Source organism: Bradyrhizobium sp. AUGA SZCCT0182 (assembly GCF_018130185.1).
Lineage (GTDB): Bacteria > Pseudomonadota > Alphaproteobacteria > Rhizobiales > Xanthobacteraceae > Bradyrhizobium.
The window spans coordinates 126,834-152,597 of record NZ_JAFCLY010000015.1 but is presented as its reverse complement, the minus strand read 5'-3'; the positions used below and the strand labels follow the sequence as shown (position 1 = coordinate 152,597).

The 25,764-nt window shown below is 63.8% G+C and carries 29 protein-coding genes; 15 read left to right on the top strand and 14 right to left on the bottom strand.

Annotation, left to right across the window (positions count from 1 at the left end; genetic code table 11):
- The first annotated feature begins 36 nt into the window (after positions 1-36).
- On the top strand, positions 37-918 hold the full coding sequence (locus JQ611_RS18205; RefSeq protein WP_211994142.1) for a 3-hydroxybutyryl-CoA dehydrogenase: 882 nt from the start codon (positions 37-39) through the stop codon (positions 916-918).
- Between the two features lie 61 nt (positions 919-979).
- Positions 980-1,168 carry a hypothetical protein gene (locus JQ611_RS18200; RefSeq protein ID WP_212269601.1) on the top strand — a complete coding sequence of 63 codons (189 nt, stop codon included), beginning with the start codon at positions 980-982 and terminating at the stop codon, positions 1,166-1,168.
- 5 nt (positions 1,169-1,173) lie between these two features.
- Here the strand turns inward: JQ611_RS18200 and tlpA are convergent, their stop codons facing one another.
- Complete coding sequence (tlpA, locus tag JQ611_RS18195) at positions 1,174-1,851, bottom strand: thiol:disulfide interchange protein TlpA (protein WP_212466159.1); 678 nt, start codon at positions 1,849-1,851, stop codon at positions 1,174-1,176.
- 140 nt (positions 1,852-1,991) lie between these two features.
- On the opposite strand from tlpA, the gene argH reads away from it, so the two are divergent.
- The 4 genes from argH (at position 1,992) to JQ611_RS18175 (ending at position 5,470) form a co-directional block, all read left to right on the top strand.
- The gene (gene argH / locus JQ611_RS18190; protein ID WP_212392316.1) at positions 1,992-3,389 is read left to right on the top strand and encodes an argininosuccinate lyase; all 1,398 of its coding nucleotides are present in this window, start codon (positions 1,992-1,994) and stop codon (positions 3,387-3,389) included.
- 113 nt (positions 3,390-3,502) lie between these two features.
- Complete coding sequence (gene lptM, locus JQ611_RS18185) at positions 3,503-3,775, top strand: LPS translocon maturation chaperone LptM (RefSeq protein ID WP_212392317.1); 273 nt, start codon at positions 3,503-3,505, stop codon at positions 3,773-3,775.
- Between the two features lie 111 nt (positions 3,776-3,886).
- Positions 3,887-5,152 carry a diaminopimelate decarboxylase gene (lysA, locus tag JQ611_RS18180; protein ID WP_212392318.1) on the top strand — a complete coding sequence of 422 codons (1,266 nt, stop codon included), beginning with the start codon at positions 3,887-3,889 and terminating at the stop codon, positions 5,150-5,152.
- Positions 5,153-5,209: 57 nt separating this feature from the next.
- The gene (locus tag JQ611_RS18175; RefSeq protein WP_212466158.1) at positions 5,210-5,470 is read left to right on the top strand and encodes a DUF3551 domain-containing protein; all 261 of its coding nucleotides are present in this window, start codon (positions 5,210-5,212) and stop codon (positions 5,468-5,470) included.
- A gap of 35 nt (positions 5,471-5,505) precedes the next feature.
- On the opposite strand, the gene JQ611_RS18170 is transcribed toward JQ611_RS18175, so the two are convergent.
- Both JQ611_RS18170 and JQ611_RS18165 read right to left on the bottom strand, forming a co-directional pair.
- Positions 5,506-6,417, bottom strand: a complete 912-nt coding sequence (locus JQ611_RS18170; RefSeq protein WP_212466157.1) for an NAD(P)-dependent oxidoreductase — start codon at positions 6,415-6,417, stop codon at positions 5,506-5,508.
- A 128-nt stretch (positions 6,418-6,545) separates the two neighbouring features.
- On the bottom strand, positions 6,546-6,926 hold the full coding sequence (locus JQ611_RS18165) for a carboxymuconolactone decarboxylase family protein (protein ID WP_212466156.1): 381 nt from the start codon (positions 6,924-6,926) through the stop codon (positions 6,546-6,548).
- Positions 6,927-7,103: 177 nt separating this feature from the next.
- Here JQ611_RS18165 and JQ611_RS18160 point away from each other — a divergent pair, with 177 nt between their 5' ends.
- Positions 7,104-9,752: a TIGR02302 family protein gene (locus JQ611_RS18160; RefSeq protein ID WP_212466155.1), complete on the top strand. Its 2,649-nt coding sequence runs from the start codon at positions 7,104-7,106 to the stop codon at positions 9,750-9,752.
- 224 nt (positions 9,753-9,976) lie between these two features.
- On the opposite strand, the gene JQ611_RS18155 is transcribed toward JQ611_RS18160, so the two are convergent.
- Positions 9,977-10,351 (bottom strand): response regulator, encoded by a 375-nt coding sequence (locus JQ611_RS18155; RefSeq protein WP_212269592.1) that lies wholly within the window; start codon positions 10,349-10,351, stop codon positions 9,977-9,979.
- 38 nt (positions 10,352-10,389) lie between these two features.
- Positions 10,390-11,265, bottom strand: coding sequence for an MJ0042-type zinc finger domain-containing protein (locus tag JQ611_RS18150; RefSeq protein ID WP_212269591.1), 876 nt, complete (start codon positions 11,263-11,265; stop codon positions 10,390-10,392).
- Positions 11,266-11,469: 204 nt separating this feature from the next.
- Between JQ611_RS18150 and ftsE the strand changes: the two genes are divergently transcribed.
- From ftsE to JQ611_RS18135, 3 genes are all read left to right on the top strand, one after another.
- Positions 11,470-12,129, top strand: a complete 660-nt coding sequence (ftsE, locus tag JQ611_RS18145) for a cell division ATP-binding protein FtsE (protein ID WP_212269590.1) — start codon at positions 11,470-11,472, stop codon at positions 12,127-12,129.
- Positions 12,122-13,093 carry an ABC transporter permease gene (locus tag JQ611_RS18140; RefSeq protein ID WP_212269589.1) on the top strand — a complete coding sequence of 324 codons (972 nt, stop codon included), beginning with the start codon at positions 12,122-12,124 and terminating at the stop codon, positions 13,091-13,093. Before ftsE ends, JQ611_RS18140 begins: the two co-directional genes overlap by 8 nt.
- A 116-nt stretch (positions 13,094-13,209) precedes the next feature.
- The gene (locus tag JQ611_RS18135; protein ID WP_212269588.1) at positions 13,210-13,923 is read left to right on the top strand and encodes a YdcF family protein; all 714 of its coding nucleotides are present in this window, start codon (positions 13,210-13,212) and stop codon (positions 13,921-13,923) included.
- Between the two features lie 172 nt (positions 13,924-14,095).
- On the opposite strand, the gene JQ611_RS18130 is transcribed toward JQ611_RS18135, so the two are convergent.
- Both JQ611_RS18130 and JQ611_RS18125 read right to left on the bottom strand, forming a co-directional pair.
- Positions 14,096-14,818 (bottom strand): GrlR family regulatory protein, encoded by a 723-nt coding sequence (locus JQ611_RS18130; protein WP_212269587.1) that lies wholly within the window; start codon positions 14,816-14,818, stop codon positions 14,096-14,098.
- Between the two features lie 83 nt (positions 14,819-14,901).
- Positions 14,902-15,498 (bottom strand): gamma-glutamylcyclotransferase, encoded by a 597-nt coding sequence (locus tag JQ611_RS18125; RefSeq protein WP_212392324.1) that lies wholly within the window; start codon positions 15,496-15,498, stop codon positions 14,902-14,904.
- Positions 15,499-15,608: 110 nt separating this feature from the next.
- On the opposite strand from JQ611_RS18125, the gene JQ611_RS18120 reads away from it, so the two are divergent.
- Positions 15,609-16,796, top strand: coding sequence for a DUF2125 domain-containing protein (locus JQ611_RS18120; RefSeq protein ID WP_212392325.1), 1,188 nt, complete (start codon positions 15,609-15,611; stop codon positions 16,794-16,796).
- 65 nt (positions 16,797-16,861) lie between these two features.
- Here JQ611_RS18120 and JQ611_RS18115 read toward each other — a convergent pair whose 3' ends face one another.
- Positions 16,862-17,359 (bottom strand): SgcJ/EcaC family oxidoreductase, encoded by a 498-nt coding sequence (locus tag JQ611_RS18115; RefSeq protein ID WP_212269584.1) that lies wholly within the window; start codon positions 17,357-17,359, stop codon positions 16,862-16,864.
- Positions 17,360-17,441: 82 nt separating this feature from the next.
- Here JQ611_RS18115 and JQ611_RS18110 point away from each other — a divergent pair, with 82 nt between their 5' ends.
- The 4 genes from JQ611_RS18110 to JQ611_RS18095 all read left to right on the top strand — a co-directional run bounded on the left by JQ611_RS18110 (position 17,442) and on the right by JQ611_RS18095 (position 19,787).
- On the top strand, positions 17,442-18,371 hold the full coding sequence (locus JQ611_RS18110) for a LysR family transcriptional regulator (protein WP_312011180.1): 930 nt from the start codon (positions 17,442-17,444) through the stop codon (positions 18,369-18,371).
- A gap of 242 nt (positions 18,372-18,613) precedes the next feature.
- Positions 18,614-18,838 (top strand): hypothetical protein, encoded by a 225-nt coding sequence (locus JQ611_RS18105; RefSeq protein WP_192738297.1) that lies wholly within the window; start codon positions 18,614-18,616, stop codon positions 18,836-18,838.
- Between the two features lie 423 nt (positions 18,839-19,261).
- Positions 19,262-19,519, top strand: coding sequence for a hypothetical protein (locus JQ611_RS18100; RefSeq protein ID WP_212269582.1), 258 nt, complete (start codon positions 19,262-19,264; stop codon positions 19,517-19,519).
- 13 nt (positions 19,520-19,532) lie between these two features.
- Positions 19,533-19,787, top strand: a complete 255-nt coding sequence (locus JQ611_RS18095; RefSeq protein ID WP_212269617.1) for a hypothetical protein — start codon at positions 19,533-19,535, stop codon at positions 19,785-19,787.
- Between the two features lie 918 nt (positions 19,788-20,705).
- Here JQ611_RS18095 and JQ611_RS18090 read toward each other — a convergent pair.
- The 6 genes from JQ611_RS18090 to JQ611_RS18065 all read right to left on the bottom strand — a co-directional run bounded on the left by JQ611_RS18090 (position 20,706) and on the right by JQ611_RS18065 (position 25,764).
- Positions 20,706-20,864 carry a hypothetical protein gene (locus tag JQ611_RS18090; protein WP_212269581.1) on the bottom strand — a complete coding sequence of 53 codons (159 nt, stop codon included), beginning with the start codon at positions 20,862-20,864 and terminating at the stop codon, positions 20,706-20,708.
- Between the two features lie 136 nt (positions 20,865-21,000).
- Positions 21,001-21,894 carry a L,D-transpeptidase gene (locus JQ611_RS18085; protein ID WP_212466154.1) on the bottom strand — a complete coding sequence of 298 codons (894 nt, stop codon included), beginning with the start codon at positions 21,892-21,894 and terminating at the stop codon, positions 21,001-21,003.
- An 18-nt stretch (positions 21,895-21,912) separates the two neighbouring features.
- Entirely contained in the window at positions 21,913-22,947 is a 1,035-nt protein-coding gene (locus JQ611_RS18080; protein WP_212269579.1) for an amino acid ABC transporter substrate-binding protein, read from the bottom strand.
- 161 nt (positions 22,948-23,108) lie between these two features.
- Entirely contained in the window at positions 23,109-23,726 is a 618-nt protein-coding gene (locus JQ611_RS18075; protein ID WP_212466153.1) for a HutD family protein, read from the bottom strand.
- A gap of 23 nt (positions 23,727-23,749) precedes the next feature.
- Positions 23,750-24,799, bottom strand: a complete 1,050-nt coding sequence (locus JQ611_RS18070; RefSeq protein WP_212392329.1) for a malate/lactate/ureidoglycolate dehydrogenase — start codon at positions 24,797-24,799, stop codon at positions 23,750-23,752.
- 23 nt (positions 24,800-24,822) lie between these two features.
- Positions 24,823-25,764 carry a prephenate/arogenate dehydrogenase family protein gene (locus JQ611_RS18065; RefSeq protein WP_212392330.1) on the bottom strand — a complete coding sequence of 314 codons (942 nt, stop codon included), beginning with the start codon at positions 25,762-25,764 and terminating at the stop codon, positions 24,823-24,825.

Genomic DNA, 25,764 nt, shown 5'->3' with positions numbered 1-25,764 from the left:
TGGCGCGATATGCGTGCCGTTCGAGTGGATGACAAGATGGCGGTGACAATCAAGAAGGTCGGCGTGATCGGCTCGGGCCAGATGGGCAATGGCATCGCCCATGTGGCGGCGCTGGCCGGCCTGGACGTGGTGCTCAACGATGTCTCCGCCGACCGGCTGAAATCGGCGATGGCGACCATCAACGGCAACCTGTCGCGCCAGGTCGTGAAAAAGATGATCACCGAGGACGCCCGCAAGCAGGCGCTGGACCGTATCACCTCGACCGAAACCATCGATGGGTTGGCGGATTGCGACCTCGTGATCGAAACCGCGGTCGAAAAGGAAGAGGTCAAGCGCAAGATCTTCCACGACGTCTGCGCGGTGCTCAAGCCGGAAGCTATCGTCGCCACCAATTCCTCGTCGATTTCGATCACACGGCTCGCCGCCTCGACCGACCGCCCCGAGAAATTCATCGGCATTCATTTCATGAATCCGGTGCCGGCGATGGAACTGGTCGAACTGATCCGCGGCATCGCCACCGATGACGAGACCTTCGATACCGCCAAGGCCTTTGTCACCAAGGTCGGCAAGCAGATCGCGGTGTCCGAGGATTTCCCGGCCTTCATCGTCAACCGCATCCTGCTGCCGATGATCAACGAGGCGATCTACACGCTGTATGAAGGCGTCGGCAATGTCGAGGCGATCGACGCGGCGATGAAGCTCGGCGCGCATCATCCGATGGGCCCGCTGGAGCTGGCCGATTTCATCGGTCTCGATACCTGCCTGTCGATCATGCAGGTGCTGCATGAGGGGCTGGCGGATTCGAAATACCGGCCGTGTCCGCTCTTGGTGAAATACGTCGAAGCCGGCTGGCTCGGCCGCAAGACCCAGCGCGGCTTCTACGATTACCGCGGCGACAAGCCGGTCCCGACGCGCTGAGCCTCAATTTCTCGTTAACCAGCCTCGGCTAGGGTCTCCCGGCGTTTCGGGAGTCGTGCGTATGGACATGATGGCTATGGTCTCGAGCATGCTCGCCATGCAGGCGGGCGGTCTGCAGCAGCAGATTCAGACCTCGATGATCAAACAGAACAACGACGCCGAGAAATTCGCGGTCCAGACCCTGCTCGGCACCCCCTCGACGGCCAACCTTGCGCCGGGCGTCGGCGGTAATCTGAACGCGATCGCCTAAAACCTCTAGAACCCCGCCGTCACCGGCTTCACCGCGGCCTTGATCAGCGCAATCGCGTCGTCGCTGGCCCATTCGGCGGGACCGGCCAGATTGGCGATTTCGCAGCCCTGGCCGTCCACCAGGATCGAAGTCGGCATGCCCAGCGCCTTGCCTATGCCCTTAAGGTCCTGAAAAACCTTGGCTTTCGCGTCGGTGAAATAGGCCAGTTTGGTCAGATTGGCCTCTTTCAGGAAGTTTTTGGGCTTTTCGGGATCGCGGGTGTCGATGTTGATCGCGACCACCTCGAAATCCTTGCCGCCAAGCTTGGTCTGCAGGCTGTCGAGCGCCGGCATCTCTTTCCGGCAGGGCACGCACCAGGTGGCCCACAGATTGACCAGCACGGTCTTGCCGCGCCAGTCCGAGAGTTTTCGGGGCTTGCCCTCGGCATCTTCGAACGCGAGGTCGGGGAGCCGGAGCGGGCTGGTGGCCATGGTCAGCGCGGCGACCTCGCCATGCGCCAAAGGCCCGATCTTGCGCGCCAGCTCGACCGCGCCCGCACAGGCGGCATCGCCGCCCGAGCCGCGCTTGAAGCCGCCGAACCCGTAGACCCCGGCAAAGCCGATCGCCGCCCCAATCAGGACCGCGCCGATGGCAATGGGGATCCGGCGCGTGGCGGCCGGGCGAGGGGCAGGCGTTTCGGGCATATCGTTTGTCATCCTGTATCAGATACGGCTATGCAGTGCTCATGTTACGGCCGAAACCGGCACGGCGTTTCGCCGGTTTCGACGATAAATGCCAGACCTGAATAGCCAGCACCTGAATAAGAAGTCGTGAGCGAGAAGTCATGAGCAACAAGATGTGGGGCGGCCGGTTCACCGAACGTCCCGATGCGATCATGGAGGAAATCAACGTCTCCATCGACGTCGATCGTCACATGTATTCCCAGGACATCGCCGCGTCCAAGGCCCACGCCGCGATGCTCGCCGCGCAGGGCATTATCACGGCCGGTGATGCGAAAAATATCGGCAAAGGTCTAGACACGATTCTGTCAGAAATCGAAAAAGGGTCGTTCGATTTCAAGCGCGCGCTCGAAGACATCCATATGAACGTCGAGAGCCGGTTGACCGATCTGATCGGCCCCGCCGCCGGCCGGCTGCACACCGCGCGTTCGCGCAACGACCAGGTCGCGACCGATTTTCGTCTGTATGTGCGCGACACCATCGATGAGACCGATGCGGCGCTGGCGGCATTCCAATATGTCCTGGTAGAGCGGGCGCTGGAACACGCCGGCACGGTGATGCCCGGTTTCACCCATCTGCAGACCGCCCAGCCCGTGACGCTCGGGCATCATCTCCTGGCCTATGTCGAGATGGCCGCGCGCGACCGCGGCCGCTTTGCGGATGCGCGCAAGCGGCTGAACGAATCACCGCTCGGTGCGGCCGCGCTCGCCGGCACCTCGTTTCCGATCGACCGCCACGCCACCGCCAAGGCGCTCGGCTTCGACCGGCCAATGGCCAATTCGCTCGACGCGGTCTCGGACCGCGACTTCGTGCTCGAAACCCTGTCGGCGGCGTCGATCGCGGCGGTGCATATGTCGCGCTTCGCCGAGGAGATCGTGATCTGGACCTCGCCGCTGGTCGGCCTCATCAGGCTGAGCGACAAGTTCACCACGGGATCCTCGATCATGCCGCAAAAGCGCAACCCCGATGCGGCCGAACTGGTGCGCGCCAAAACCGGGCGGGTGATCGGCGCGCTGACGGCGCTCTTGATCGTCATGAAGGGGCTGCCGCTCGCCTATCAAAAGGACATGCAGGAGGACAAGCAGGGCGCGATGGAAGCGTTCGCAGCCCTCTCGCTGGCGATCCGGGCGATGACCGGCATGGTTGCCGACCTCGTGCCCGACGAGAACAGGATGAAGGCGGCCGCGGGCGAGGGCTATGCCACCGCCACCGATCTCGCCGACTGGCTGGTGCGGACGCTGAAAATGCCGTTCCGCGACGCCCATCACGTCACCGGGCGCATCGTCGGTCTTGCTTCGAAACAGGGCGTGGCGCTGCACGAGCTGCCGCTGAAGGCGATGCAGGAGGTCGAGCCGAAGATTACGGCAGAGGCGCTGCGCGTATTGTCGGTGGAGGCGTCCGTCAAGAGCCGCACCAGCTATGGCGGCACGGCGCCGAAGAATGTGACAGCCCAGGCCAAGTCCTGGCTGAAGCGGCTGGAAAAAGAGCGAAAATTGGGCTGAGGCCAAAAATTTCGCTGTAATTTCTTGGGTTTTTCTTGGGTTTCATGGGGGCGTCAGGCCTCGCCATCGCAAGGCAATCTTTGTATGGTGCGGCGCGCATTGGGGATTTAGTCGTGACACGTAACTACCGGCCGACTTCGTCGGGATGGGCCATCATCCTGCTGAGCGTGAGCGCGCTTGCGCTCGGCGGCTGCGGCCGCAAGGGCGGCCTTGATCTGCCGCCGAGCGCCTCGAATGCGTCGTCGCAATCCGCGGCCACCGATTCGGAGACCGAGCGCGCGGCCCAGCCGGGGGTATACAATCCGGGCTTCGGGTCAGACGCCCCGCCGGAGGCGGCCAGAGGCAAAAAGAAACCATTCATACTCGACCCGCTGCTGGGTAACTGAGCATTTCGCTTTGACGCGTTTTCCGCCGCAGATAAGTACACGCAATCTGCGTAAACTTGATTGCGCTGCGAACCGGTTCCCACTTCGCTTGAAAACGCTATAAGGCGCACCATGAATCACTTCGACTATCGCAACGGCGTGCTCCACGCCGAGGCGGTCAATCTTTCCCATCTCGCGGATGCCGTGGGAACGCCGTTCTATTGCTATTCGACCGCGACGCTGGAGCGCCACTACCGGGTGTTCACCGAGGCCTTCGCCGGCGAGAAGACGCTGGTCTGCTACGCCATGAAGGCCAATTCCAACCAGTCGGTGCTGCGCACGCTGGCGAAACTCGGCGCCGGCGCCGACGTGGTTTCCGGCGGCGAGTTGAAGCGGGCGCTGGCGGCGGGGATCCCCGCAAACAAGATCCTGTTTTCCGGCGTCGGCAAGACCGAGGCGGAACTTCGCGCCGCGCTGGCGGCGGATATCCTCTGCATCAACGTCGAATCCGAGCCTGAACTCGAGCTGTTGTCGCGGCTCGCGGTCGAAATGGGCCGTACCGCGCGGATTTCGGTGCGCGTCAATCCCGACGTCGATGCCGGCACCCACGCCAAGATCGCCACCGGGAAATCCGAGAACAAGTTCGGCGTGCCGATTGCGCGTGCCCGCGAAGTCTACGCCCGTGCCGCAAGGCTGCCCGGGATCGAGGTCACCGGCACCGACATGCATATCGGCAGCCAGATCACGGATCTGAGCCGCATGGAGACCGCTTTCCGGATTCTCTCCGACTTCGTGCGGACCTTGCGCGCCGACGGCCACAACATCTCGCATATCGATTTCGGTGGCGGGCTCGGCATTCCCTATCACATGGACCGCGAAGCGCCGCCGCTGCCGTCAGCCTATGCCGCGATGGTCAAGCGGGTGACGCATAATCTCGGCTGCACGCTGATGTTTGAGCCGGGCCGGATGATCGTCGGCAATGCCGGCATCCTCGTTGCGCGCGTGATCTACGTGAAGCCGGGCGACGCCAAGAATTTCGTCGTCATCGACGCCGCGATGAACGATCTGATCCGCCCCACGCTGTATGAGGCCCATCACGACATCCTGCCGGTCCGCGAAGCTGCGCCGGGCACGCCGACGATCACCGCCGACGTGGTCGGGCCGGTCTGCGAAACCGGTGATTATCTGGCGCTCGACCGCCAGATCCCCGAGCCCAAGGCCGGCGATCTCCTGGCGATCATGACCGCCGGCGCCTATGGCGCGGTGCAATCAGGCTTTTACAACACCCGCGCGCTGGTGCCGGAAGTGTTGGTCAAGAACGATCAATTCGCGGTGGTGCGTCCGCGCATCGAGGTCGACGAACTGATCGCGATGGACCGGCAGGCGCCGTGGCTGTGACCCAAGGCATATTTGTCAGCGCGCGCTGACATTGTGCCGATTTCAAAGGAGATTCCGATGCGCATTCTGGCTTTGGCTGTCTTGACGATGGCAGCGGTTTCGGCGACGTCGCCGGCGCGCGCCCAGACCTATAATCCGAGGTATCCGGTCTGCATCAAGCAGATCCAGAATTTCGGTGGCGAACGTATCGAATGCGCCTATACCTCGCTGGAGCAGTGCAACGCGACCGCACTGGGCCTTCCCGCCCAGTGCATCGAGAATCCGTATTACGGCGGACGTCCGGAAGGCAGCGGCCGGCGTTATCGCCAGGGTTATTGAGCGGCCATTGATCCCGTCCGGCGTTGCGCGGCGTGCTACTTCGCCGCGTGACTGCCGCCCTTGGCGCCGCCGACGATCACACCCGCGGCCTTTTCGATCGGCTTGATCGCCTCGGTGAAATCCGACTCTGCGCCCTGGTCGCGGATCACGACTTCCCACAGCCGCCCGACCGCTTCGGCGACCTCCATCGACAGCCCCAGCGATTTCATTTCGTCCAGCGCGAGCCGCACGTCTTTCACCATCAGTCCGGTGGCGAAGCCGAAGTCGAACGTCCGCGGCAGCACCGCACGGGGAAACTTGTCGCGGCTGGCGGTATTCATTCCCGAGCCGGCGTTGATCACGTCGACCATCACGGCCGGATCGAGTCCTGACTTGACGCCCATCACCACCGCTTCCGAGGTTGCCACCATCGCGGTGGCCGACAGGAAATTATTGGCGAGCTTCATGGTCTGCGCGGAGCCCGGCTTCTCGCCGATGAAGAACACCTTGCCGATGACGCCGAGCGCGGGCTTCAACATGTCGCAATCGGCGCGCGGGCCCGACACCATCACGGCGAGCGTGCCTTTTTCGGCGCCGCCGACGCCGCCGCTTACGGGAGAGTCTATCTGCACGATGTTCTTCGCGGCCAGGAGGCCGTGAATCCGCGTCGCCATTTGCGAGCCGACGGTGGAGAGGTCGACGAAGCGTTTTACGCGTTTGCCTTCGATCACGCCGCCGGTGCCCGTTGCGACGTCGAGCGAGGCCTGCAACGACGGCAGGCTCGCCAGCACCGTTTCGCAGCGATCGGCGATATCCTTTGGCGATGACGCCACTTGCGCGCCGAGCGCCACAAGCTTGTCGGTGGCTTCCTTCCGCGTATCGAACACGGTGAGCTGGTGGCCTGCCTCGATCAGGCGGCGCGCCATCGGGAAGCCCATCTTGCCGAGGCCGATGAATCCGATTTCCATGGTGTTGATTTTCCTTGTTTCGTCATTGCGAGCGCAGCGACGCAATCCATTCTTTCTTTGTGCGGCGAGGTGGATTGCTTCGCTTCGCTCGCAATGACGGAAAATTCTTGGTGGAGTGTTGGTCGGTTCTAAGCCTTGTCCATTTCCGCGAACACCTCGCGCGCGATGCGAAAGCTGTCGACGCCGGCGGGCGCGCCGGCATAGATCGCGACCTGCATGAAGATTTCGCGGATCTCGTCGTTGGTCACGCCGTTGGTCAGCGCGCCCTTGATGTGGGTGCGCAGTTCATGCGGCCGGTTCAGGATCGAGATCATGGCGAGGTTGAGCATGCTGCGGGTCTTGCGCGGCAGTTCCTCGCGGCCCCACACCGCGCCCCAGCAATATTCGGTGAGCAGCTCCTGGAATGGGCGGTTGAAATCGTCGACGTTCTTCAGGGCGTTGTTGACATAGGCCTCGCCGAGCACGGCTTTGCGCACTTCCAGGCCCTTGTCGTAGGTCTTCTTGTCCATGACGTTCCTCCGGTATTCTTGCGGTATTTTTGCGGGTTCGGGCGGACGTTAGGGGGTGGAAGCCCCGCAGTCACGCCTTCGTGTTATGCGTATTTCCGGGTGTGGGTTGGCCGTGGAAACGGGTGCCTCATTGCCGCCGCTGTGCTAGGCTGATTTGTCGGCAACCCGGAGAGTTTATTGAACGGCGCCAACCCTGACCCCACGGAGCCAGCGCGCGAGCCGGATGCGGTGGCGCGGCTTCAACTGACGCAGGCCCTGCAGCGGGCCCAGTACGCGATCGCGTGGGAGCGCGGATGGCCGATTCTGGCCCGGCTATTGACCGTCGTCGGACTGTTTCTGGTGGCGTCCTGGGCCGGATTGTGGCTGGCGCTGCCGTTTGTCGCCCGTGTCGTCGGCATCGCCTTGTTCGCAGGCCTCGCGCTCGGCGCGTTGTACCCGATTTTGCGCTATCGCTGGCCGACCCGTGAAGAGAGCCTGAGCCGGCTCGACCGCGGTACCGGCATTCGCCATCGCCCGGCGACCGCGCTCACCGACACGCTGGCCAGCAAGGATCCGATCGCGCTGGCCCTCTGGAAGGAGCAGCGCGAGCGGACGCTGGCCTCGATCAAGCGGATCCGCGCCGGTCTGCCGTCGCCGCGGCTGCCGATCCACGATCCCTGGGCGTTGCGTGCGCTGGTCATGGTGATGGCGGTGGCGGCCTATTTTGCCGCCGGTGACGAGCGCGCGATGCGCATCGCAGCCGCCTTCGACTGGAACGGGGTGCTGGCGCCGGCCAATGTCCGGGTCGATGCCTGGGTGACGCCGCCGGTCTACACCAGCAAGCCGCCGATCATTCTTTCCGCCGCGAGCAAGGACGCTGGAACCAATAGCGGGCCGCTGGCGGTTCCGGCCGGCAGCACGCTGCTGGTGCGCTCCAGCGGCGGCTCGATCGATGTCGTGGTGGGTGGCGGCGTCACTGAAGTCGCGCCCAGCGAACAGGCGCCGAAGGGCACCAACGAGCGGCATTTCAAGATCGCCGGCGACGGCACCGCCCATGTCCGTGCGCCGGCCGGCCAGCCGCAATGGCGGTTCGCCGCGACGCCCGACCGTGCCCCGACCATTTCGCTGGCGAAGGATCCCGAGCGCCAGGCTCGCGGTTCGCTGCAGATGTCCTACAAGCTCGAGGATGATTACGGCGTTACCGAAGCCCGCGCCTCGTTCGCCGCCCGGCCGGCCGATTCCGGCAAGGAAGCAGTCAAGGAAATCGGCAAGGAACCGGCAAGGGGCGCCAAAGGCGGAGACAAGGCCGCCGAGAAGACCGCCGAAAAAACCACCGAGGCGCGCCCGCTGTTCCCGGCGCCACAATTTCCGCTGGCCCTGCCGAACGCGCGCACCCGCAATGGTGTCGGCCAGACCGTCAAGGATCTCAGCGAGGATCCCTATGCCGGCGCCGACGTCACGCTGACGCTGACGGCCAAGGACGAGGCCGGCAATGAAGGCCGCAGCGAGCCGTTCAACATGCGGCTGCCGGAGCGGCTGTTCACCAAGCCGCTGGCGCGCGCGCTGATCGAGCAGCGCCGCATCCTGGCGCTCGACGCCAACCAGAATGGCCAGGTCTATGCCGCGCTTGCCGCGCTGATGATCGCGCCGGAATTGTTTACGCCGGAAGCCGGCCATTATCTCGGCCTCTACAGCGTCTCGCGCCAGCTCGAGGCGGCGCGCACCGATGACGCCATGCGCGAGGTGGTGGCGAGCCTGTGGTCGCTCGCGGTCACGATCGAGGACGGCAACATCACCGATGTCGACAAGGCGTTGCGCGCGGCGCAGGAGGCGCTGAAGCAGGCGCTGGAGCGCGGCGCCAGCGACGAGGAGATCAAGAAGCTCACCGACAATCTGCGGGCCGCTCTGGATAATTTCCTGCGCCAGCTCGCCGAACAGCTCAAGAACAATCCGCAGCAACTGGCGCGGCCGCTCGATCCCAATACCAAGATGCTGAGCCAGCAGGATCTCAAGAGCATGCTCGACCGGATGGAGCGGCTGTCACGCTCCGGCGACAAGGATGCGGCCAAGCAATTGCTGGAGCAGCTGCAGCAGATGCTGGAAAACCTGCAGATGGCGCAGCCCGGGCAGGGCGGCGACAACGACATGGAGCAGGCGCTGAACGAACTCGGCGACATGATCCGCAAGCAGCAGCAATTGCGCGACAAGACCTACAAGCAGGGCCAGGATTCGCGGCGCGATCGTCAGCGCGGCAAGCAGGGCGAGCAGAGCATGGGCGATCTGCAGCAGGACCAGCAGGGCCTGCGCGACCGCTTGAAGAAATTGCAGGAAGAACTCGCCAAGCGCGGCATGGGTCCGAGCCAGCGCGGCGAGAAGGGCCAGCGCGGCGAAAAGGGTCAGCAGGGTCAGCAAGGCCAGCCCGGCGGCGACCAGGGCGACGGCGAGGACGGCCTGGAGCAGGCCGATGGCGCGATGGGTGACGCCTCCGGCCGGCTCGGCGAAGGCAACGCCGACGGTGCGGTGGATTCGCAAGGCCGCGCGCTGGATGCGCTGCGCAAGGGCGCCCAGAGCCTCGCCGAAGCGATGCAGCAGGGCGACGGCGACCAGCCGGGAGACGGCCCGGGCAATCCGAACGGCCGGCAGCAGGGCGCGCAACGGAATACCGATCCGCTCGGGCGGCCAATGCGCAGCAACGAGTTCAGCGACGACTATTCGGTGAAGATCCCCGGCGAGATCGACGTGCAACGCGTGCGCCGCATTCTGGAAGAACTGCGCCGGCGCCTCGCCGATCCGGCCCGCCCGCAGATCGAACTCGATTACATCGAGCGGCTGCTGAAGGATTACTAGAGCGGCTTCGGCGTGCTTACCCTCCCCTGGAGGGGGAGGGTCGACGCGAAGAGGCGGGGTGGGGTGACGGTCTCTCCACACGAACAGTGTGCAAGGTGAGAGACCGTCACCCCACCCCGTTTCGCATTTCGCTGCGCTTCATGCGAACCGACCCACGAGCAAGCTTCGCTTGTCTCGGACCCCTCCAGGGGAGGGTGTTGAGCCCGCTCACAAGATGATCCGCGCTACATCTTCCTTGCCGCCAGCGCATCTGCCACCGCGGTGCGGATATCGGCCACCGAAAACGGCTTTGTCACCACGTCATGCACGATCGCATTGAGGCCGGAGGCGCGTTCGCGCTGATCGGCAAAGCCGGTCATCAGCAGAATCTTGAGGTTGGGGAAATCGCGCGCCGCCGCCAGCGCCAGCGCGATCCCGTCCATCACGGGCATCTGGATGTCGGTGAGCAGCAGGTCGAACGCACCCTTCTCGCGCGTCAGGATTTCAAGCGCCTCGGCGCCGTCCTCGGCGGTGACGGTGTCATGGCCGTCCATGGCGATGGCGCGCGCCACCAGGGAGCGCATCGAGTCTTCGTCGTCGGCAATCAATACACGCGGCATGGCAACAGCTCATTTGCGAGCGGGACGTCCGGCCAAGTTTACGCGCGGCCGGCGGCCAGATCCCGCTTGTTGAAGAAGCGTACATCAATATTGCGGCCTTCGGGCGGCGGTGACGCCAGCCGCGACTTGAAATAGGCGCGCTCGCCCGGCTTCAGCACCGGCTGCTCGAGCACCGCGTTCCAGGCATAGATCTCCGCGCCCTGTTCGTCGCGAACGCTAAAGCGCAGCCGCGGCAATTCGACCGGCTTCCTGGTCTCGCCGACGATCATGCCTTCGATGACAAGCACCGGCTTGCCGTCGACGGTCTCGTTGGTGATCTTGATGTCCTTGAACGACAGCCCGCGCAAATTCACCTCGAGCCCGACCATCTTGTAGAACGTCGCGGTCTGCGGCAGCAGCCGCACCACATCGGTGCGCCAGAACATCAGCGCCACGACCAGTGCGCCCATCGCGGCGCAGGCGACGGGAGCGCCGATCGACGGCATCCGCATGGACGGCAATTTGGGCAGCCGGAACAGCTTGGCCAGCCGCGAGCGGTGGGTGGAAACCGCCTCCTGATGCGCCTCGGCATCCTGCTGGGCGACCGACGGCCAGTCGGCTTCATTTCCCCGGGAACCTTCGCCCTCGGCGGGCCAATCGGCCGAAATCGACGGGCTGTCGACCACGGGGGGGTCCTGCGCCTCTTCCTGGCGGGCCATGGCCTCCCACTCGGCGGCCGCGTCGGCCTCGGCATTTCCGGTTCCCTGGCTGGCTTCCGCCATCGCCGGCACGGCAGGTGCGATCTCGACCGCGTCCTCGGGGCGCGCCAGCCAGGTTTCCTTGCAGCGGGAACAACGGACGGTACGGCCGGCGGCACCCAGGGTGGCCAGCTTGATCGCGTAGGATGTTGTACAATGGGGGCAGACGATGTGCATGGAGCCCGTTTCCACAGTGTCTTTGGGCCGATGCTACCTAGCGACCGTTAACGAATCGGAAACCATAACGGTCGCACAACCGTTTTGTCCGGCTCGCGCCCAAAGCCTGGGGCTGCGAGCCCCAAGGTATGGGTTTCCGGTCAAGGCCCAGGCAAACGTCGAGGCCGAGGCAGAAGCCGAGGCCCATCTCGAGCGGAGCTGAGCTTGGTTCGGTTCGAAAATGTTGGATTGCGCTACGGGCTCGGCCCGGAGATTTTGCGCGACCTGTCGTTCCTGATCCCGGCCCATTCCTTCCAGTTCCTCACCGGCCCGTCGGGCGCCGGCAAGACCTCGCTGCTGCGGCTGTTATTCCTGTCGATGCGGCCGACGCGCGGTCTGGTCAATCTGTTCGGCCACGACGTCTCGCTGCTCGGCAAGGACCAGGTTGCGGATTTGCGCAAACGCATCGGCATCGTGCTGCAGGATTTTCGCCTGCTCGATCACATGACGACCTATGAGAACGTGGCGCTGCCGTTCCGCGTCATGGGGCGGGATGAATCCAGCTACCGGCGCGAAGTGATCGATCTGTTGAAATGGGTCGGGCTCGGCGAGCGCATGGATGCGCTGCCGCCGATCCTGTCCGGCGGCGAAAAACAACGCGCGGCGATCGCGCGCGCGGTGATCTCGCGTCCGCAATTATTGCTGGCGGACGAGCCGACCGGCAGCGTCGATCCGACGCTGGGCCGGCGGTTGCTCCGGCTGTTCATCGAGCTCAACAAGTCTGGCACCGCCGTGATCATCGCGACCCACGACATCACGCTGATGGATCAGTACGAGGCGCGGCGTCTGGTGCTGCATCAGGGACGGCTGCATATCTATGAGTAGATCCGGTGACGAGCATGGTCCGCTGGTCGATCTCGGGCACGAACGCCCGCAGGTCCCGGCGCGGGCGCGCAACATGTCGCCGATCGTGCCGCGCGCCTCGATCTCCGGCCGCGCGCTGGTCGCGGTGGTCGCGATCATGACGTTCCTCGCCTCGATCACCACGGGCACCGTGCTGCTGGTAAGCGCGTCGGCGGCAGAGTGGCAATCGGAAGTTGCCAGCGAAATCACCATCCAGGTGCGTCCCTCGGCAGGCCGCGATCTCGACCGCGATGCGATCGCGGCCGTCGAGGCGATGCGGGCGCAGCCCGGCATCGTCGAGGTCCGGCCCTTCACCAAGGACGAGTCGGCCAGATTGCTGGAGCCGTGGCTCGGCACCGGGCTGTCGATCGAGCAACTGCCGGTGCCGCGCGTCATCGTAGCAAGGGTGCAGCCCGGCACCACGCCCGACCTCGCCGCCTTGCGCGCGCGGGTGCTGCAGGCAGCCCCCTCCGCCAGCGTCGACGATCACCGCGCCTGGATCGAGCGCATGCGCTCGATGACCGGGGCGACGGTATTCGCCGGCATCGGCATCCTGGCGCTGGTGATCGTGGCGACCATTATTTCGGTGTCGTTTGCGACGCGTGGCGCGATGGCGGCGAACCGCCCGATCGTCGAGGTGCTGCATTTCGTCGGCGCCGGCGACAGCTACATCGCCAACCGCTTCCTGCGGCATTTCCTCAGGCTCGGCCTCGAGGGTGGGTTGATCGGCGGCGGCGCTGCAATGCTGGGTTTTGGTTTCTCGGAATCGATCGCGAGCTGGTTCTCGGGCACGCCGGTCGGCGATCAATTTGCCGCGCTGCTGGGCACGTTTTCGCTGCGTCCGTCCGGCTATCTGGCGCTGGCGGCGCAGGCCGTGCTGATCGCCGCGATCACGGCCTGGGCCTCGCGGCGGACGCTGTTTGCGACGCTGGACGACATTGATTGAAACGTTTTCGAGCGAAGCAATGGCCGGGGACTTGATCCGGGGGAGGGCGCCGGACCAGACTCCACTTCGCCCAAAAAACTTCTAGAATTGCGAGCGGAGAGGACAGCAAGAACTGCATGCGTGTGCAACCCGACGATACGTCGCCGAATGCGCCGGCCGTGCGGCCGCGAGGTTGGCTGCGGGCGACCATCGTCGCCACGCTGGCGCTCGGCTTTGTCGGCGCGGCGGTGGGCTTCATCGGCTTCCTGTCGCAATTGCGCGGCGTCGAAATCAAGCCGGCCCGCAATGCCGACGGCATCGTGGTGCTGACCGGCGGCTCGTCGCGGGTGTCGGATGCGATGGAATTGCTGGCCGGCGGCTATGGCAAGCGGCTCTTGATTTCGGGCGTGCACCCGACCAACGCCGCCAGCGACATCTCCCGCACGCTGCCCGACAACCATTCGCTGCTGCGCTGCTGCGTCGATCTCGACCGCTCGGCCGTGAATACGCGAAGCAACGCGGCGGAGACGCGGCGCTGGGTCAAGGACCGCGGTTTCAAATCGCTGATCGTGGTGACTTCGAACTACCATATGCCGCGGGCGATCGTCGAATTGTCGCATGCGATGCCGGATATCGAACTGATCCCGTTTGCGGTGGTCGGCGAAAAATGGCGCGACGAGCCATGGTGGACCTCAGGTGCGACCTTCCGTCTGCTGCTGTCGGAATATGCGAAATATGTCGCGGCGGAGGTGCGGGTGCGGCTCGCCGATATCGGCATCGAAGTTTTGCCCGACGATCAGCCGGCCGGTTCGACGGCGCCGCGCCGGCCGGCCACCGCGCAAGCCAATTGACACTTCTCCCTCGCCCCGCTCTTCGCGGGGAGAGGGTCGGGGTGAGGGGCTCTCACCGCGAACGCTTGTGCCAATTGATGAACCTGTACCCCCTCACCCGGATTGCTTCGCAATCCGACCTCTCCCCGCATGCGGGGAGAGGTGAGCCGGTCGTCGGCGCGATCACCCTGTCCTAAGCCGCGCAGATCAGTTTCAGCTCGGCTTCGAACCGGATGCTTCGCTTGCCCGCGAGCGCGGTACCCTCGAGGGTGCCGCCCTCCGCATCGCATGTCCCGGAAAACCCGATTCCGATTTCATGCCCGCCAAACACCGGGTCTTCACCCCGCGCCGGGGTGTGTTCCTGATTGACCATCTGGCCCTTCCAGCGGCCGTTCGATGATGAATACGACCCGAGGTAATAGAAGAAGGCATCGCCGCCGACGATGCGGCCGTTGTTCAGCAGCATGACGCCGGTCAAGCCGCCGGGCACGCCGTCCAGGATTTTGAGGTGAATCGAGTACAGCCCGTCGGAAATGCCGCCTTCGCCGATCGTGCCGGGGGCTGCGAGTTCGCTCTCGTCGAGCGGCGTCATCACGGATCGAAACGTCGCGTTGGGCATTTGCGGCGAGCCGCCCTCAAAGCAAAACGCTTTTCCGACGGCCCGTCCGGTGACCGCAATGGTCGAAATGTCGGAGCCGAGCAGCGATTGATGATCGGCGCCGAAATTGTGCCGGCGGCTGGTCACCTCGACGGCGATCGCCTCGCCGTCGAAACGATAGGTCCCGATGTGGGCGAACCCCGAATTGCCACCCAATAGCTTGCCGTCCCGGACGTAGCTGACGCTGCGTCCGACGGCATCGTTGACCCTGAATTCGCTTTTGAAGAAGCCGTCGAAACGGCGTGAGGTCGTGCCCATGCGGGACACCTAGCCCAGAACGCCATTTGCGTCACCCCGTTTTCCACCTCATCGAAGCAGGGTGGCGAAAATGCCGCAAACGCCTATTTCGCAGGCGTTTTCCGGTGCAAGACCGGGTGCGAATCGTGCAGCATCAGTGCCAGCTGATGCAATTGCGTATCGCGAAAACCTTCGGCCTCGATCGCCTTCACCGTTGCCAGCACATAGTCGCGGTTGATGCCGGACTGGCCATGACCCTGCAGCACGTGACGCAATTGGTCCGCCAGCGACAGCCTTCCGGCATACTGCACATGGCCGCGATCGACCACATAGGCCAGCGCGCTGACGCGCTGCCGCGCCTCGTTTTCCAGCCACACCGAGCGCTGCACCTCGCGGTAGACCGAGGTGACCTGTTCGCGCTCGCGCAAGTAGGCGACGGTGGCGGCGCGGTTCTGCTCCGCGACCCGGAACGCGATGCCGCGGCAGGCGCCGCCGCGATCGAGCCCGAGCACCAGGCCGGGCTTTTCAGGCGTGCCGCGATGGACAAAGGAATAGACGCAGAGCGCGCGATGCTCGCCGATCAGCCGGGCCGGCACCCGTTCGACGAATTCGAAGCCCGGCCGCCACATCAGCGAGCCATAGCCGAACACCCAGAGGTCGCCGCTCGAGAATTCCGAATCTTGCAGGGTCATTGCGGACATCGGGCGCCACGGCTACCAGAACAGCTAGGCAAAGCGAAGCGAATTCAGCGGCTTTTGCCCGGGTCTCTACTCGCTTACATTTGACAAAATCATGAGCCAAAGGTCGCCGCATGCCCGACATCACCCCTGCGCCGCGCCGGCGCCCGCTTTGGCGCCTTTTTATCTTGCCCGCACTGCTGGTGGTCGCAGCCATCGCCTGGAGCGGTTTCTGGTTCTATGCGGCGTCCGAGGTCGGCGTCCGCGCCGATGCGTGGCGCGCGCAGGAAGCGAAAGCCGGCCGGATCTATGATTGCGGCAAGCGCTCGGTCGCGGGCTATCCGTTCCGCCTCGAAGTCCGCTGCGAGGACGCCAGCGTGACGCTGGTCTCGCAGACCGCGGGCGCGGGCGCGCCGTTCACGGCGCGGCTCGGCGAGATCATGGTGATCGCCTCGATCTACCAGCCGAAACTCTTGATCGCCGAATTCAAGGCGCCGGCGACGATTGCCGATCGCGGCCAGCCGCCGTCGCTGAAGGTGAGCTGGAGCGTTGGCCGCAGCAGCGTAGCGGGGCTGCCGGCCGTTCCGGAGCGCGCCTCGATCGTGTTCGACAATCCCTCGATCGAGCGCGTCAACGGACCGGTGCAGACGCCGCTGGCGCGCGCCAACCGTGTTGAACTGCACGGCAGGCTTGCGGAGGGATCATCGATTGCAGATCCGGTGATCCAGACCGCGCTGCAGATATCAGGAGGGAGCATTCAGGAATTGCATCCGCTGCTGGCGACGCCGTTCGAATCCGATGTGCAGACCAAGCTCAGCGGCCTGAAGGATTTCTCGCCAAAGCCATGGCCCGAGCGCTTCCGCGAAATGCAGGCCGCGGGCGGCAAGGTCGAGATCGTGCGCTCGCGGATTCAGCAGGGCGAACTGGTCGCCGTGGCCGCGGGAACACTGGGCCTCAACGCGCAGGGGCAGATCGAGGGCGAGCTGCAGATGACGGTGACGGGTCTGGAGCGGGTGATCCCGGCGCTGGGTATCGACAAAATGCTGGAGCAGGGCGTGCCGCAGGCCACGCTCGATCGCGTGGCGCCCGGCGTCAAGAGCCAGGACCTCACCAATCTGTTCGGCGCGCTCGACAAGGCTATTCCGGGTCTTGGCAAGGTCGTCAAGCAGAACACCAATGTCGGCGTCGCCGTCGGCATCAATTCGCTCGGCACCGCAGCCGAACTTGAAGGCAAGAAGGCGCGCAGCTTCCCGCTGCGCTTCGTCGACGGCGCGGTGTTGCTGGGGCCTCTGAAGGTGGGACAGATCCCGCCGCTGTTTTGATCGCTTTGCCGCCCCGACATTGGCCGGGACGACGAACGTGGAATCCTCACGCGCCGTGCTGCTTCCTACCGGACGGGTGGCGCAAATGGGGCAATCATTGTGTTGTGAAATGCGGCTACCTGCCACGAGCCGCCATCCCTGACGAATACACGCAAGCTCAACTCCTGATGCGCAGGTAACGATCTTCCGTCCGGGGCGACCAGTCCGCTCAGTTCGTTGGTCACATAAGCGAACGCAATGTCGGGCCTGACCAACCGAATCTTGACGTCCATCGTGCGTTGCGTGGCATTTTTTGCGCGGGCGGCGAAGATGGCCGATAATCCCTTTTCAATCTCGGCGGGACCGCTCATCACGTCACCTCGAACGGTGACGAGACGGGCATCCTGCATGTACATGCGCGAGGCGGCCTTGCCGTCGTGGTTGTTGAATCCTTCTGTCATTTCCACGATGATTCGCCGGATGGCAGCCTCGCTCTCGCCGTCGGGTGTTTGCGCGAATGCGGTAGGCGCCGAAACCAGCAGGGCGAGACCAACGGCATAAACCATGGACAGATGCTGTTTCATGTTTGATCCTGCAATGGTCTGAAAGGTCTGTACGAATATTACTATCGAAGGCCGGCTGGTTGGAGCCGCAAGTTTGCGCGCCGTGTCGGCAAAGATGCGGGTGGACCTGATGTTCGATTGGAACGACCTGCGATATTTTCTGGCGGTGGCCCGCCAGGGCAGCCTCGCCAGCGCCGCCGAGGCGCTTGGCGTCAATCCATCGACGGTGCAACGGCGATTGCGGACGCTCGAAACCGCCATCGGCTGTTCGCTCGCGGAGCGTACGTCAGAAGGTTATCGCTTGACCCCTCCGGGCAAGCAATTGCTGGCGGATGCAGAGCACGTCGAAGCGGCGGTCGACGCGTTGCATCGGAGGATATCCGCGCTCGATTTGACCGCTGCCGGACATGTCAAACTGACCAGCCACGTCACGGTGGGACAGCGCATCATCAGGTCGGGGTTCCTGGATCAGTTTCATGCGCGCCACCCGGGCATCAGGATTGAGTTGATTATGGAACAGCGGGCGCTCGATCTTTCCAAGGGCGAGGCTGATATCGCGATACGGGGAGGAGGTGCCGATAACGGTGCATTGGTGGGCAAAAAGATTGCCGAGGTGCCCTGGGCGATCTTCGCGAGCGCCGCCCTCGTTGCCCGGCACGGCCGTCCGGAGACATCCGGCGACCTCAATAATTTCGGTGTTATCGAGTTTTCCGGAGATATCGAAGGATTGCCCGCCGCGCGTTGGATGAGATCGCACGCGCCGAATGCGCCGATCGTCGCAACCTGCAGCAATATTCCCAGCGTGCATTTGGCCATCAAGTCCGGAGCGGGTCTCGCGCCATTGCCCGCCGTGTATGCGGCGGCAGACCATGACCTCGTCAACGTACTCGGTCCGATCCCCGAACTGAATTATCCGTTGTTTCTGCTTACCCATAAGGATCTGCGGAAAGTGCCAAGGGTAAGCACCGTGTTTGAGTTTTGTCTTCGAGAACTGAAGCCGGTTCTGGTGGGCGGCGAGATGAGACGCCGATGACAAGCCGTCGGGCCTGAAACATCGACGCTCGTCAGCGCCTGGTTCAAAGAACCACGCGCGCGTCCGACGATGCACGCTGCTGTAAATTTTCGAATCGAATAGTTCCGTTTCTGGAACACTCTCTCAACAACCGAGCTGCGCTGACGATGCGTGATTTCTGTCACGGCAGACTCCGAACCATTCGGACATCCTGACGATGGTTGCGGGATGATCCCGCAACTCAACATGGATGGAGAACTGGAATGACGAACGTTACGAAAAACGATGCAGCCAATCATGAGCTTTCGATCGATGAACTCGACGCCGCGGCCGGCGGCTTTTGGAAGGAACTGGCCGTCGCGGTGGGTGCCGGCGGCGTGACCGGCGGCATGGGCGGCGCGGCGGTCGGCGGCATCGGCGCCATACCGGGTGCCATTGGCGGCGCGCTCCTCGGCGGCATCGGATATTGCATCAGCGCAATCTTTTGAGCTGATTGCGCAACGCGAGGCTGTCGGATCGTTTTCGATTCAGCAGTCTCGCTTTGGCGATTGCCTTCGCGACGTCACGAGAGGGCGTCGCTTTTTTATGACGCGGCCCCGGTTTGCATCGGCGCGCTACGTCGGCGCGCTCAACCGGGATCGAGCTGGCAAAAAATGACCTCGCGCCATTAATCGCCTTGGATATATATCTTTCAAGTGATCTGCCCGGCGCAAATGGAGTACTCCGTGAAGGGAGTGCTTTACCCCCGAGGGAATGTTGCGCTCGGAAGCACTTTGGTGCTCGGCTATGGCAGCTTCCGAAATCGAGTCCAGATAGGTAAGGCCCGTGATCGGCCGCCAGACGACTCAAACAGTATCGCAAACTGCAAGTTCGGAACTCACCACAAGAGAGGTTGTCCGCAGGAGGAGCAGATGACGAAGCGCCCCTCAGGAGCAATGGGAATCTTGGGTGATCAAAGCCCACTAACAGGCAGCTCGGTGAGAGCGAATGAATGGGAGCTGTCGCTGCCGAAATTTCATCACCAGGCAGAAAGCGACGCGCTCTCAATACCTGATCCCGGTCCAGCGGGCTTTGATTTCGTCCTGCCCGATCAGGACCCCGCGGCTGAAGCGCTGTGGGCTCTGGCAAGAGATTTCATGTGGCGGCGAGCTTTGATGAAAGATGGCTAGTGAACGACTGCTGATGGCCCTGCAATTCCACCGTGCCGTCGATAGTTTGGAAATCTGGAGCGCGAGCAGCGACGGCTTTTCGTTCGTGATCACCCACGAGAGCCGCGCCGGCCCCGGCTTTCACGGACGGCCCGGCTACGTGGCGTCATGGCGTCCGCTTTATCTGGGCAGCGGGGCGATCAAGATCGGCGGATCGCCTTTTTCAACGTTCGAGGAGACCGAGGAAGCGTGCAACCTGATGCTGAAACATCTGACGAGTGAAAGCTGATGGGAGGATTGGGATAATTACGAAGAGGCCGGTCGCTGAGCCCGTTCCGGACCTTATGACGCTTCCAAACAGGTAACTTCTAGCGCAGCGCCAGGGCCGCCCCTGCGCCGCGCTCAAGACGGCCCCAGCGCTCTCCAGCCCCCGCGCTGGGGCCGATCTTGTGAGGGGCTAACCCGGGCGCTGATGGGCTCAGGGCTGAGCAGCGGACGTTGCGCCACCGCATTTTCGCCTAACAATGATGGGTATGTGAACGCAGGGCAGGTGCTAAAAAGCCGGAGCCCTGTCATGTTGAGACTAGTATTTGTTGCGTCCGTACTCATTGCCTGTTCTTCAACCGCGTCCGAAGCACGCCCGCCCCGCTTCGTTGGTCAAGCGCCGGGATGCAACGTAACCATGCCGTGTGACTTTTCGAATTCGCCAACGCAACGCGTTAGTGTGAACGCATACGGCCGGGAATCGCAGAGCACAGAACGGTCGGCAATTTTGCCGCGCAATGCAAGGGCGGAAGCGAATAGCGGGCGTGGTCAAATCGTCGGCGGTCGCCCAGCCGGTTGTCCCCGCTCTTTCTGCGGGTGCGGCGCATCCATGCGGGTGTTCGGCCATATCGTGCCCGGATTAAATCTTGCCTCCAACTGGCTGCGGTTTCCCCGGACGGCGCCTGCACCGGGAATGGTTGCCGCGCGACGCGGGCACGTCTTCGTCCTGGAGCAGCATGTCGGAGGTGATACGTGGATGGCGTACGATGCCAACTCGGGTGGCCACGCAACGAGAATCCATGCGCGCTCGTTGCGCGGGTACACCGTCGTTAATCCGCGCGCGACGTAATCCAAGGACTCTTTTGTCGACGAGATGAGTTTTCGGGCGCTGCAAGCGCCTTTCGAAGAATCGAACATTCGCCGCAAGGCGCTTGCAGGAACCTCAACGGGTAATCTTGTGAACCAGCGACTCGATGCCTGCGCGGATCGCAACGGCGGTGACAATCGCAACCACGATGAGCGGCTGGTAGAGGGCGCCGCCCGACGCGGCATCGAGTTCGTCGATGGTCAGTTCGTCGGCTTTTTTGGTCAGCTGTTCCATTTTAGTCCCTCCTGTTGCCGGTGGAGGGACTATTCCCGCCATCCGTCAGGGCAGGAGTAAGCGCGGCAGTTCCCGGTGGCTGTGACGACGGTCACAGCCGGAGTATTGCGCCCGCCGTCGGCGCGCACACCAGCCCCTAGCTCACAAACACCACCCGCGTTTCCAGCGAAACCCGGCGGTACAAATCCTCGACGTCGTCGTTGACGAGCCGGATGCATCCGGAAGCGACGAGGTGACCGATGGTTTTGGGCGAGTTCGTGCCATGAATCAGCAGCCCGGGCTTGTCCAATAGCAACGCGCGGGCGCCGAGCGGACTGCCGGGACGGCCGGCGGAGGCGGCCAACGCGTCGGCATCCCGGGCGTTTTGCGCGGAAGAGCGCCAGTCCGGCCATTCGAGCTTGTTGGTGACGCGGAAGAAGCTGCCGCCCTTGAGGCATTCCTGCGCAATCCCGATGCCGTAGCGGCGCGCGGAATTGTTGGAATCGATCAGATTGAGAAAGCGGTTTTCCCGGTCGATCACGATCGAGCCGGGAACCACGGTGGTGCGGTAGAACACCACTTGCCGCTGCAGCGAAAACGGCAGGCCTTCGCCGGTGGAGCCGCCGTCCTCGCCGGCCTTCAGGTCGGCCATCACGACATCTTCGCGGGCGCGCGCCGCTTTCGGCGGTGGGGCCGTCACGCCGGTGGCGACGACGACGGGGCCTTTAGTGACGACATAGCTATAGACCAGAGCCGACAAGGCGATGGCGGCAGCAAGCGCGGCGGCGCCGAAGGCCCATGGCTTCCAGTTCGTGCCTTCCGACAACACTTCGTTGATCTGAGCGGCGTCGCGGCCTTCCTCGACGGCGATCTCATCCTCGATCCGCCGGATCGCGGCTTCGAGGGCGGCGACATTTGAGGCGGCGGCCTCGCGGGTGAGGTGGGACGACCTCGTAATGAGGTCATAGGCATCCTTGTAGATCTTGTCGCGGCCGAGGGTGTCCTTGCCGGCAACGGCTTTGGTCAGCAATGCATAATAATCCACGGTCATGGCCTGACCCCTGAAGAACTATCTGACGGGAGGCGCGTACTGGATGCCGCCCTGGGTCCAGAGCGCATTCAGCCCGCGCGGAATACTGAGTTTCGACTGCGTGCCGACGTTTCTCTCATAGATCTCGCCGTAATTGCCGACGGCCCGCACGGCGCGCGCGGCCCAGTCATTGGCGAGGCCCAACTGCGTGCCGAATTCGCCTTCGGTGCCGAGCAGGCGTTTTATGTTGGGATTGGCTGATTTCACCGCATCGTCGATGCCAGCCTGTTTGACGCCAAGCTCCTCGGCATTGATCAGGGAATAAAGCGTCCACTTGACCAGGTTGAACCATTGGTCGTCGCCTTGCCGCACCGCGGGTCCGAGCGGCTCCTTTGAAATGACTTCCGGCAGGATGATGTGGCTGTCGGGCGCAGAGAGTTTTAGACGCTCGGCGTAGAGCTGCGAGACGTCGCTGGTCAGCACGTCGCATTTACGATCGTCATAGGCCTTGAGGCTTTCCTCGGCGGTGGCGAGCGCCAACACCTTGAGCTGCATGTCGTTGGCGCGGAAATAATCCGCCAGGTTCAGTTCGGTCGTGGTGCCGGTCTGGGTGCACACGGTCTTGCCGCCGAGCTGTAGCGCGGTATCGATCCTGGCATCCCGGCGCAGCAGGAAACCCTGGCCGTCGTAATAGGCGACGCCCGCAAACATCAGGCCGAGCGAACTTTCCCGCGACATCGTCCATGTCGAGTTGCGCGACAGCACGTCGATCTTGTTCGATTGCAGCGCGGAAAAGCGCGTGGCCGCATCGAGCGGCGTGAACGTCACTTTTGCCGGGTCACCGAAGATCGCCGCGGCGACGGCGCGGCAGATATCGACGTCGAAGCCGCTCCAGGCGTTCTTGTCATCCATGCTGGAAAAGCCCAGCAGTCCCTGGCCGACGCCGCAATTCAGCGTGCCGCGCTCCTTGACGGCGTTCAGAGTCTGGGCTCGCGCCGGATCGCCGCTCGCGAACAGAAGGGCCAGCAACGCGATGACGGGGAGGATGATGGGTCGCTTCTTGGAGCCGGACATTTTTTCCCCGCGATCGGTGGCTGCAGCTTCTTTAAGTGGCGGCAAGTTCTTTGGCGGAAGTGATGTTGGCAAGCTAACACAAGTGGAAGCGTTACCAATGTGTTTCCGGAATGGCTCGCTTGCGCGAGGGGAACTGCACCGGCGACCGTCATCGTTCCGGATCAGCCGGATGTCCGCGCCACGGGAATAACGCTGGCGACGATGGCGGTGCCAAGCCGGTTTGCGACCGCAAAACTTTCTCCGGCATCGATGCGCACCGCGTGGCCGGCTGCGATTTCGCGGGCATTGTCGCTGATCGACAGTTCGCAGGAAGCTGTCGCAGCATAGACGATGTGAATGCCGGCCGGGCAGGCGTGCGTTGCGCCGTCCAAAAGGCAGCAGAGGTCAATCGCCACGCGCGACCGGTCGCCGATTAGATTGACGACTTCGACGGATCCGGCTTCGAGCCGGCTGACAATACTGGTTTCGCCGGTAAACCGGACCGGCCTGAACGGCTGCCTGACGTCGATCTCTCCAACGGGTGTCCCGAGCACGAGCCCCTCGCCGGAAACCAGCGCCAGCTGGCGGTCATAGCCGCTCAAATCCGAGAACGCGCCCGGCGTCACGATGGCGGTCCGGCTGAAACGCCAGACGATTCCTTCCCAACTGCCCGGCGCGAATCCAGGGAGCATGGATACGGCGATATCGATCGTGACCCCGCCGCCGTTCTTCCAGGGCATATGCCGGTAGCCGGCGGGATCGAGCGCCGTTAGCTGAATCCCGCCGGCAGAGGACTTCATTGCATGCGCCCAAACGGAGTTGCTCAGCTATCGATCCGGATCTGATAGCGCTCGGCGATATCAGTCAACTGGCCCCAGGTCGTGTCATCGATTTCGATGCCTTTGGCGATACGCTGCGCCCGCGCAAGCCGCTCGGGCTCACCGGCGATCAGCACCGGCGATTCCGATTCCGCTGGCTTGGCCGATTTCACCCAGGAAATCATGTCGTCGATCTCGGCCATCATGCTGTCGCGCGTCGAAAGCCTGATAGGGTCGATCACGATGCTCAGCATGCCATTGATGATGCCGCGTTCGGGCGGCGTCGATGTGGTGACGCTAGGCGAGCCGACAATGGCGCCGGCCAGGAGTTCGCACACCAGCGCCAATCCGGAGCCCTTGTGCTCGCCGAACGGCAGCACCACGCCGCGCGGGTCGGTGTACATGACGGAAGGGTCGGTGGTGGGCTGGCCCGCATGGTCGAGCAACGCACCATCAAGCATCGGCTTGCCGGCATTATGCGCCACCCGCACTTTTCCCAGCGCCACGCGGCTGGTGGCGAAATCGAGCAGGATCGGCTCGTTGTTGTCGGTGCCGGGGATCGCGATGCAGACCGGGTTGGTCAGGAATCTTCCTTCGCGGCCGCGGAAGGGCGCAACGCCGGGTGAACCCGAAGCGACATTCACAAAATGCAGCGCCACCATGCCGGCGCGGGCGGCGATCTCGCCATAGGTGCCGACCCGGCCGATATGGTGCGCATTGCGGAGCCCGTTGACCGCGACGCCGTGTTTCCTGGCCGCCTCAATCGCCCATTCCACCGCCTGGCGCGCGACCACCTGGCCGTAGCCGGCGCGGGCATCCCATACCGAGATGGTTCCGGTGTCCGAGACGATCTCGGGCGTCTGGTTGATCTTCAGCGTGCCGGCGTCGAGGTCGCGCACATAGGCGACCAGCATGCCGACGCCATGGCTGTCATGGCCGCGCAGATTGGCCTCGACCAGATGCTCGGCCACGATGGCGGCTTCCGTCGGCGAACTGCCGCCGGCAGTGACGATGCGGTTGGCAAGCCCAAGCAGCTTCGAATGGTCGATGATCATGCTTCACTCCGTCGTGAGCCGGTCTACTCCGGCTTCTTCGTTAAATTCGCGTGCGGGCGGCCGAAGTCGGGCGCCGCCGAATCCTGGCCGATCTCGACGATGCCGCGGCGGATGGCGCGGGTGCGGGTAAAATGCTCGAACAGCGCCTCGCCATCGTTGCGGCGGATCGCGCGCGTGAGTTTTGAGAGGTCTTCGTTGAAGGTGCCGAGCATTTCCAGCACCGCTTCCTTGTTGGCCAGGAACACGTCGCGCCACATCGTCGGATCCGAGGCTGCGATGCGGGTGAAATCGCGAAAACCGCCGGCGGAGAATTTGATCACTTCCGACGACGTCACCTGCGCCAGTTCGTCGGCGGTGCCGACGATGGTGTAGGCGATCAGATGCGGCAGATGGCTGGTGATCGCGAGCACGAGATCATGATGATCCGGCGTCATGATCTCGACCTTGGCGCCGAGGCCGGCCCAGAACTCGCGCAGCTTTTCCACCGCGGCGGGATCGGTCCCTTCCGGCGGCGTGAGAATGCACCAGCGGTTGATGAAGAGTTCGGCAAAGCCGGAATCGGGACCGGAGTGCTCGGTGCCGGCGACGGGATGGGCGGGAACGAAATGGACGCCTTGCGGAATATGCGGGCCCATGTCGCGCGCGATGGCGCCCTTGACCGAGCCGACGTCGGAGACGATGGCGCCCGGCTCGAGGAACGGCGCGATCTCCTCGGCGACCGGTCCGCAGGCGCCGACGGGGATACAGAGGATCACGAGGTCGGCGCCTTTGACCGCTTCCGCGTTGGTTTCGAGCACGCGATCGACCACGCGCAATTCTTCCACCCGCGCGCGGGTCTTGGCCGAGCGTGCCGAGGTGACGATCTCGCCGGCGAGACCCTGCGCGCGTGCGGCGCGGGCGATCGAGCCGCCGATCAGGCCGAAGCCGATCAGCGCGACGCGTTTGAAGAGAGGTTCAGTGCTCAC

Excerpts from the sequence above, each read along its gene's own strand:
- JQ611_RS18140 (WP_212269589.1), top strand. The coding sequence starts at position 12,122 with ATGAGTAGATCCGGTGACGAGCATGGTCCGCTGGTCGATCTCGGGCAC.
- JQ611_RS18165 (WP_212466156.1), bottom strand. The coding sequence starts at position 6,926 with ATGGACAAGAAGACCTACGACAAGGGCCTGGAAGTGCGCAAAGCCGTG.
- JQ611_RS18150 (WP_212269591.1), bottom strand. The coding sequence starts at position 11,265 with ATGCACATCGTCTGCCCCCATTGTACAACATCCTACGCGATCAAGCTG.
- JQ611_RS18205 (WP_211994142.1), top strand. The coding sequence starts at position 37 with ATGGCGGTGACAATCAAGAAGGTCGGCGTGATCGGCTCGGGCCAGATG.
- JQ611_RS18080 (WP_212269579.1), bottom strand. The coding sequence starts at position 22,947 with ATGTCCGGCTCCAAGAAGCGACCCATCATCCTCCCCGTCATCGCGTTG.
- JQ611_RS18105 (WP_192738297.1), top strand. The coding sequence starts at position 18,614 with ATGACGAACGTTACGAAAAACGATGCAGCCAATCATGAGCTTTCGATC.
- JQ611_RS18175 (WP_212466158.1), top strand. The coding sequence starts at position 5,210 with ATGCGCATTCTGGCTTTGGCTGTCTTGACGATGGCAGCGGTTTCGGCG.
- JQ611_RS18130 (WP_212269587.1), bottom strand. The coding sequence starts at position 14,818 with ATGGGCACGACCTCACGCCGTTTCGACGGCTTCTTCAAAAGCGAATTC.
- JQ611_RS18070 (WP_212392329.1), bottom strand. The coding sequence starts at position 24,799 with ATGATCATCGACCATTCGAAGCTGCTTGGGCTTGCCAACCGCATCGTC.
- JQ611_RS18170 (WP_212466157.1), bottom strand. The coding sequence starts at position 6,417 with ATGGAAATCGGATTCATCGGCCTCGGCAAGATGGGCTTCCCGATGGCG.
- argH (WP_212392316.1), top strand. The coding sequence starts at position 1,992 with ATGAGCAACAAGATGTGGGGCGGCCGGTTCACCGAACGTCCCGATGCG.
- tlpA (WP_212466159.1), bottom strand. The coding sequence starts at position 1,851 with ATGCCCGAAACGCCTGCCCCTCGCCCGGCCGCCACGCGCCGGATCCCC.
- JQ611_RS18125 (WP_212392324.1), bottom strand. The coding sequence starts at position 15,498 with ATGTCCGCAATGACCCTGCAAGATTCGGAATTCTCGAGCGGCGACCTC.
- JQ611_RS18095 (WP_212269617.1), top strand. The coding sequence starts at position 19,533 with ATGGCCCTGCAATTCCACCGTGCCGTCGATAGTTTGGAAATCTGGAGC.
- JQ611_RS18120 (WP_212392325.1), top strand. The coding sequence starts at position 15,609 with ATGCCCGACATCACCCCTGCGCCGCGCCGGCGCCCGCTTTGGCGCCTT.
- JQ611_RS18135 (WP_212269588.1), top strand. The coding sequence starts at position 13,210 with ATGCGTGTGCAACCCGACGATACGTCGCCGAATGCGCCGGCCGTGCGG.
- JQ611_RS18090 (WP_212269581.1), bottom strand. The coding sequence starts at position 20,864 with ATGGAACAGCTGACCAAAAAAGCCGACGAACTGACCATCGACGAACTC.
- lysA (WP_212392318.1), top strand. The coding sequence starts at position 3,887 with ATGAATCACTTCGACTATCGCAACGGCGTGCTCCACGCCGAGGCGGTC.
- JQ611_RS18100 (WP_212269582.1), top strand. The coding sequence starts at position 19,262 with ATGACGAAGCGCCCCTCAGGAGCAATGGGAATCTTGGGTGATCAAAGC.
- JQ611_RS18155 (WP_212269592.1), bottom strand. The coding sequence starts at position 10,351 with ATGCCGCGTGTATTGATTGCCGACGACGAAGACTCGATGCGCTCCCTG.
- JQ611_RS18075 (WP_212466153.1), bottom strand. The coding sequence starts at position 23,726 with ATGAAGTCCTCTGCCGGCGGGATTCAGCTAACGGCGCTCGATCCCGCC.
- JQ611_RS18115 (WP_212269584.1), bottom strand. The coding sequence starts at position 17,359 with ATGAAACAGCATCTGTCCATGGTTTATGCCGTTGGTCTCGCCCTGCTG.
- JQ611_RS18085 (WP_212466154.1), bottom strand. The coding sequence starts at position 21,894 with ATGACCGTGGATTATTATGCATTGCTGACCAAAGCCGTTGCCGGCAAG.
- JQ611_RS18200 (WP_212269601.1), top strand. The coding sequence starts at position 980 with ATGGACATGATGGCTATGGTCTCGAGCATGCTCGCCATGCAGGCGGGC.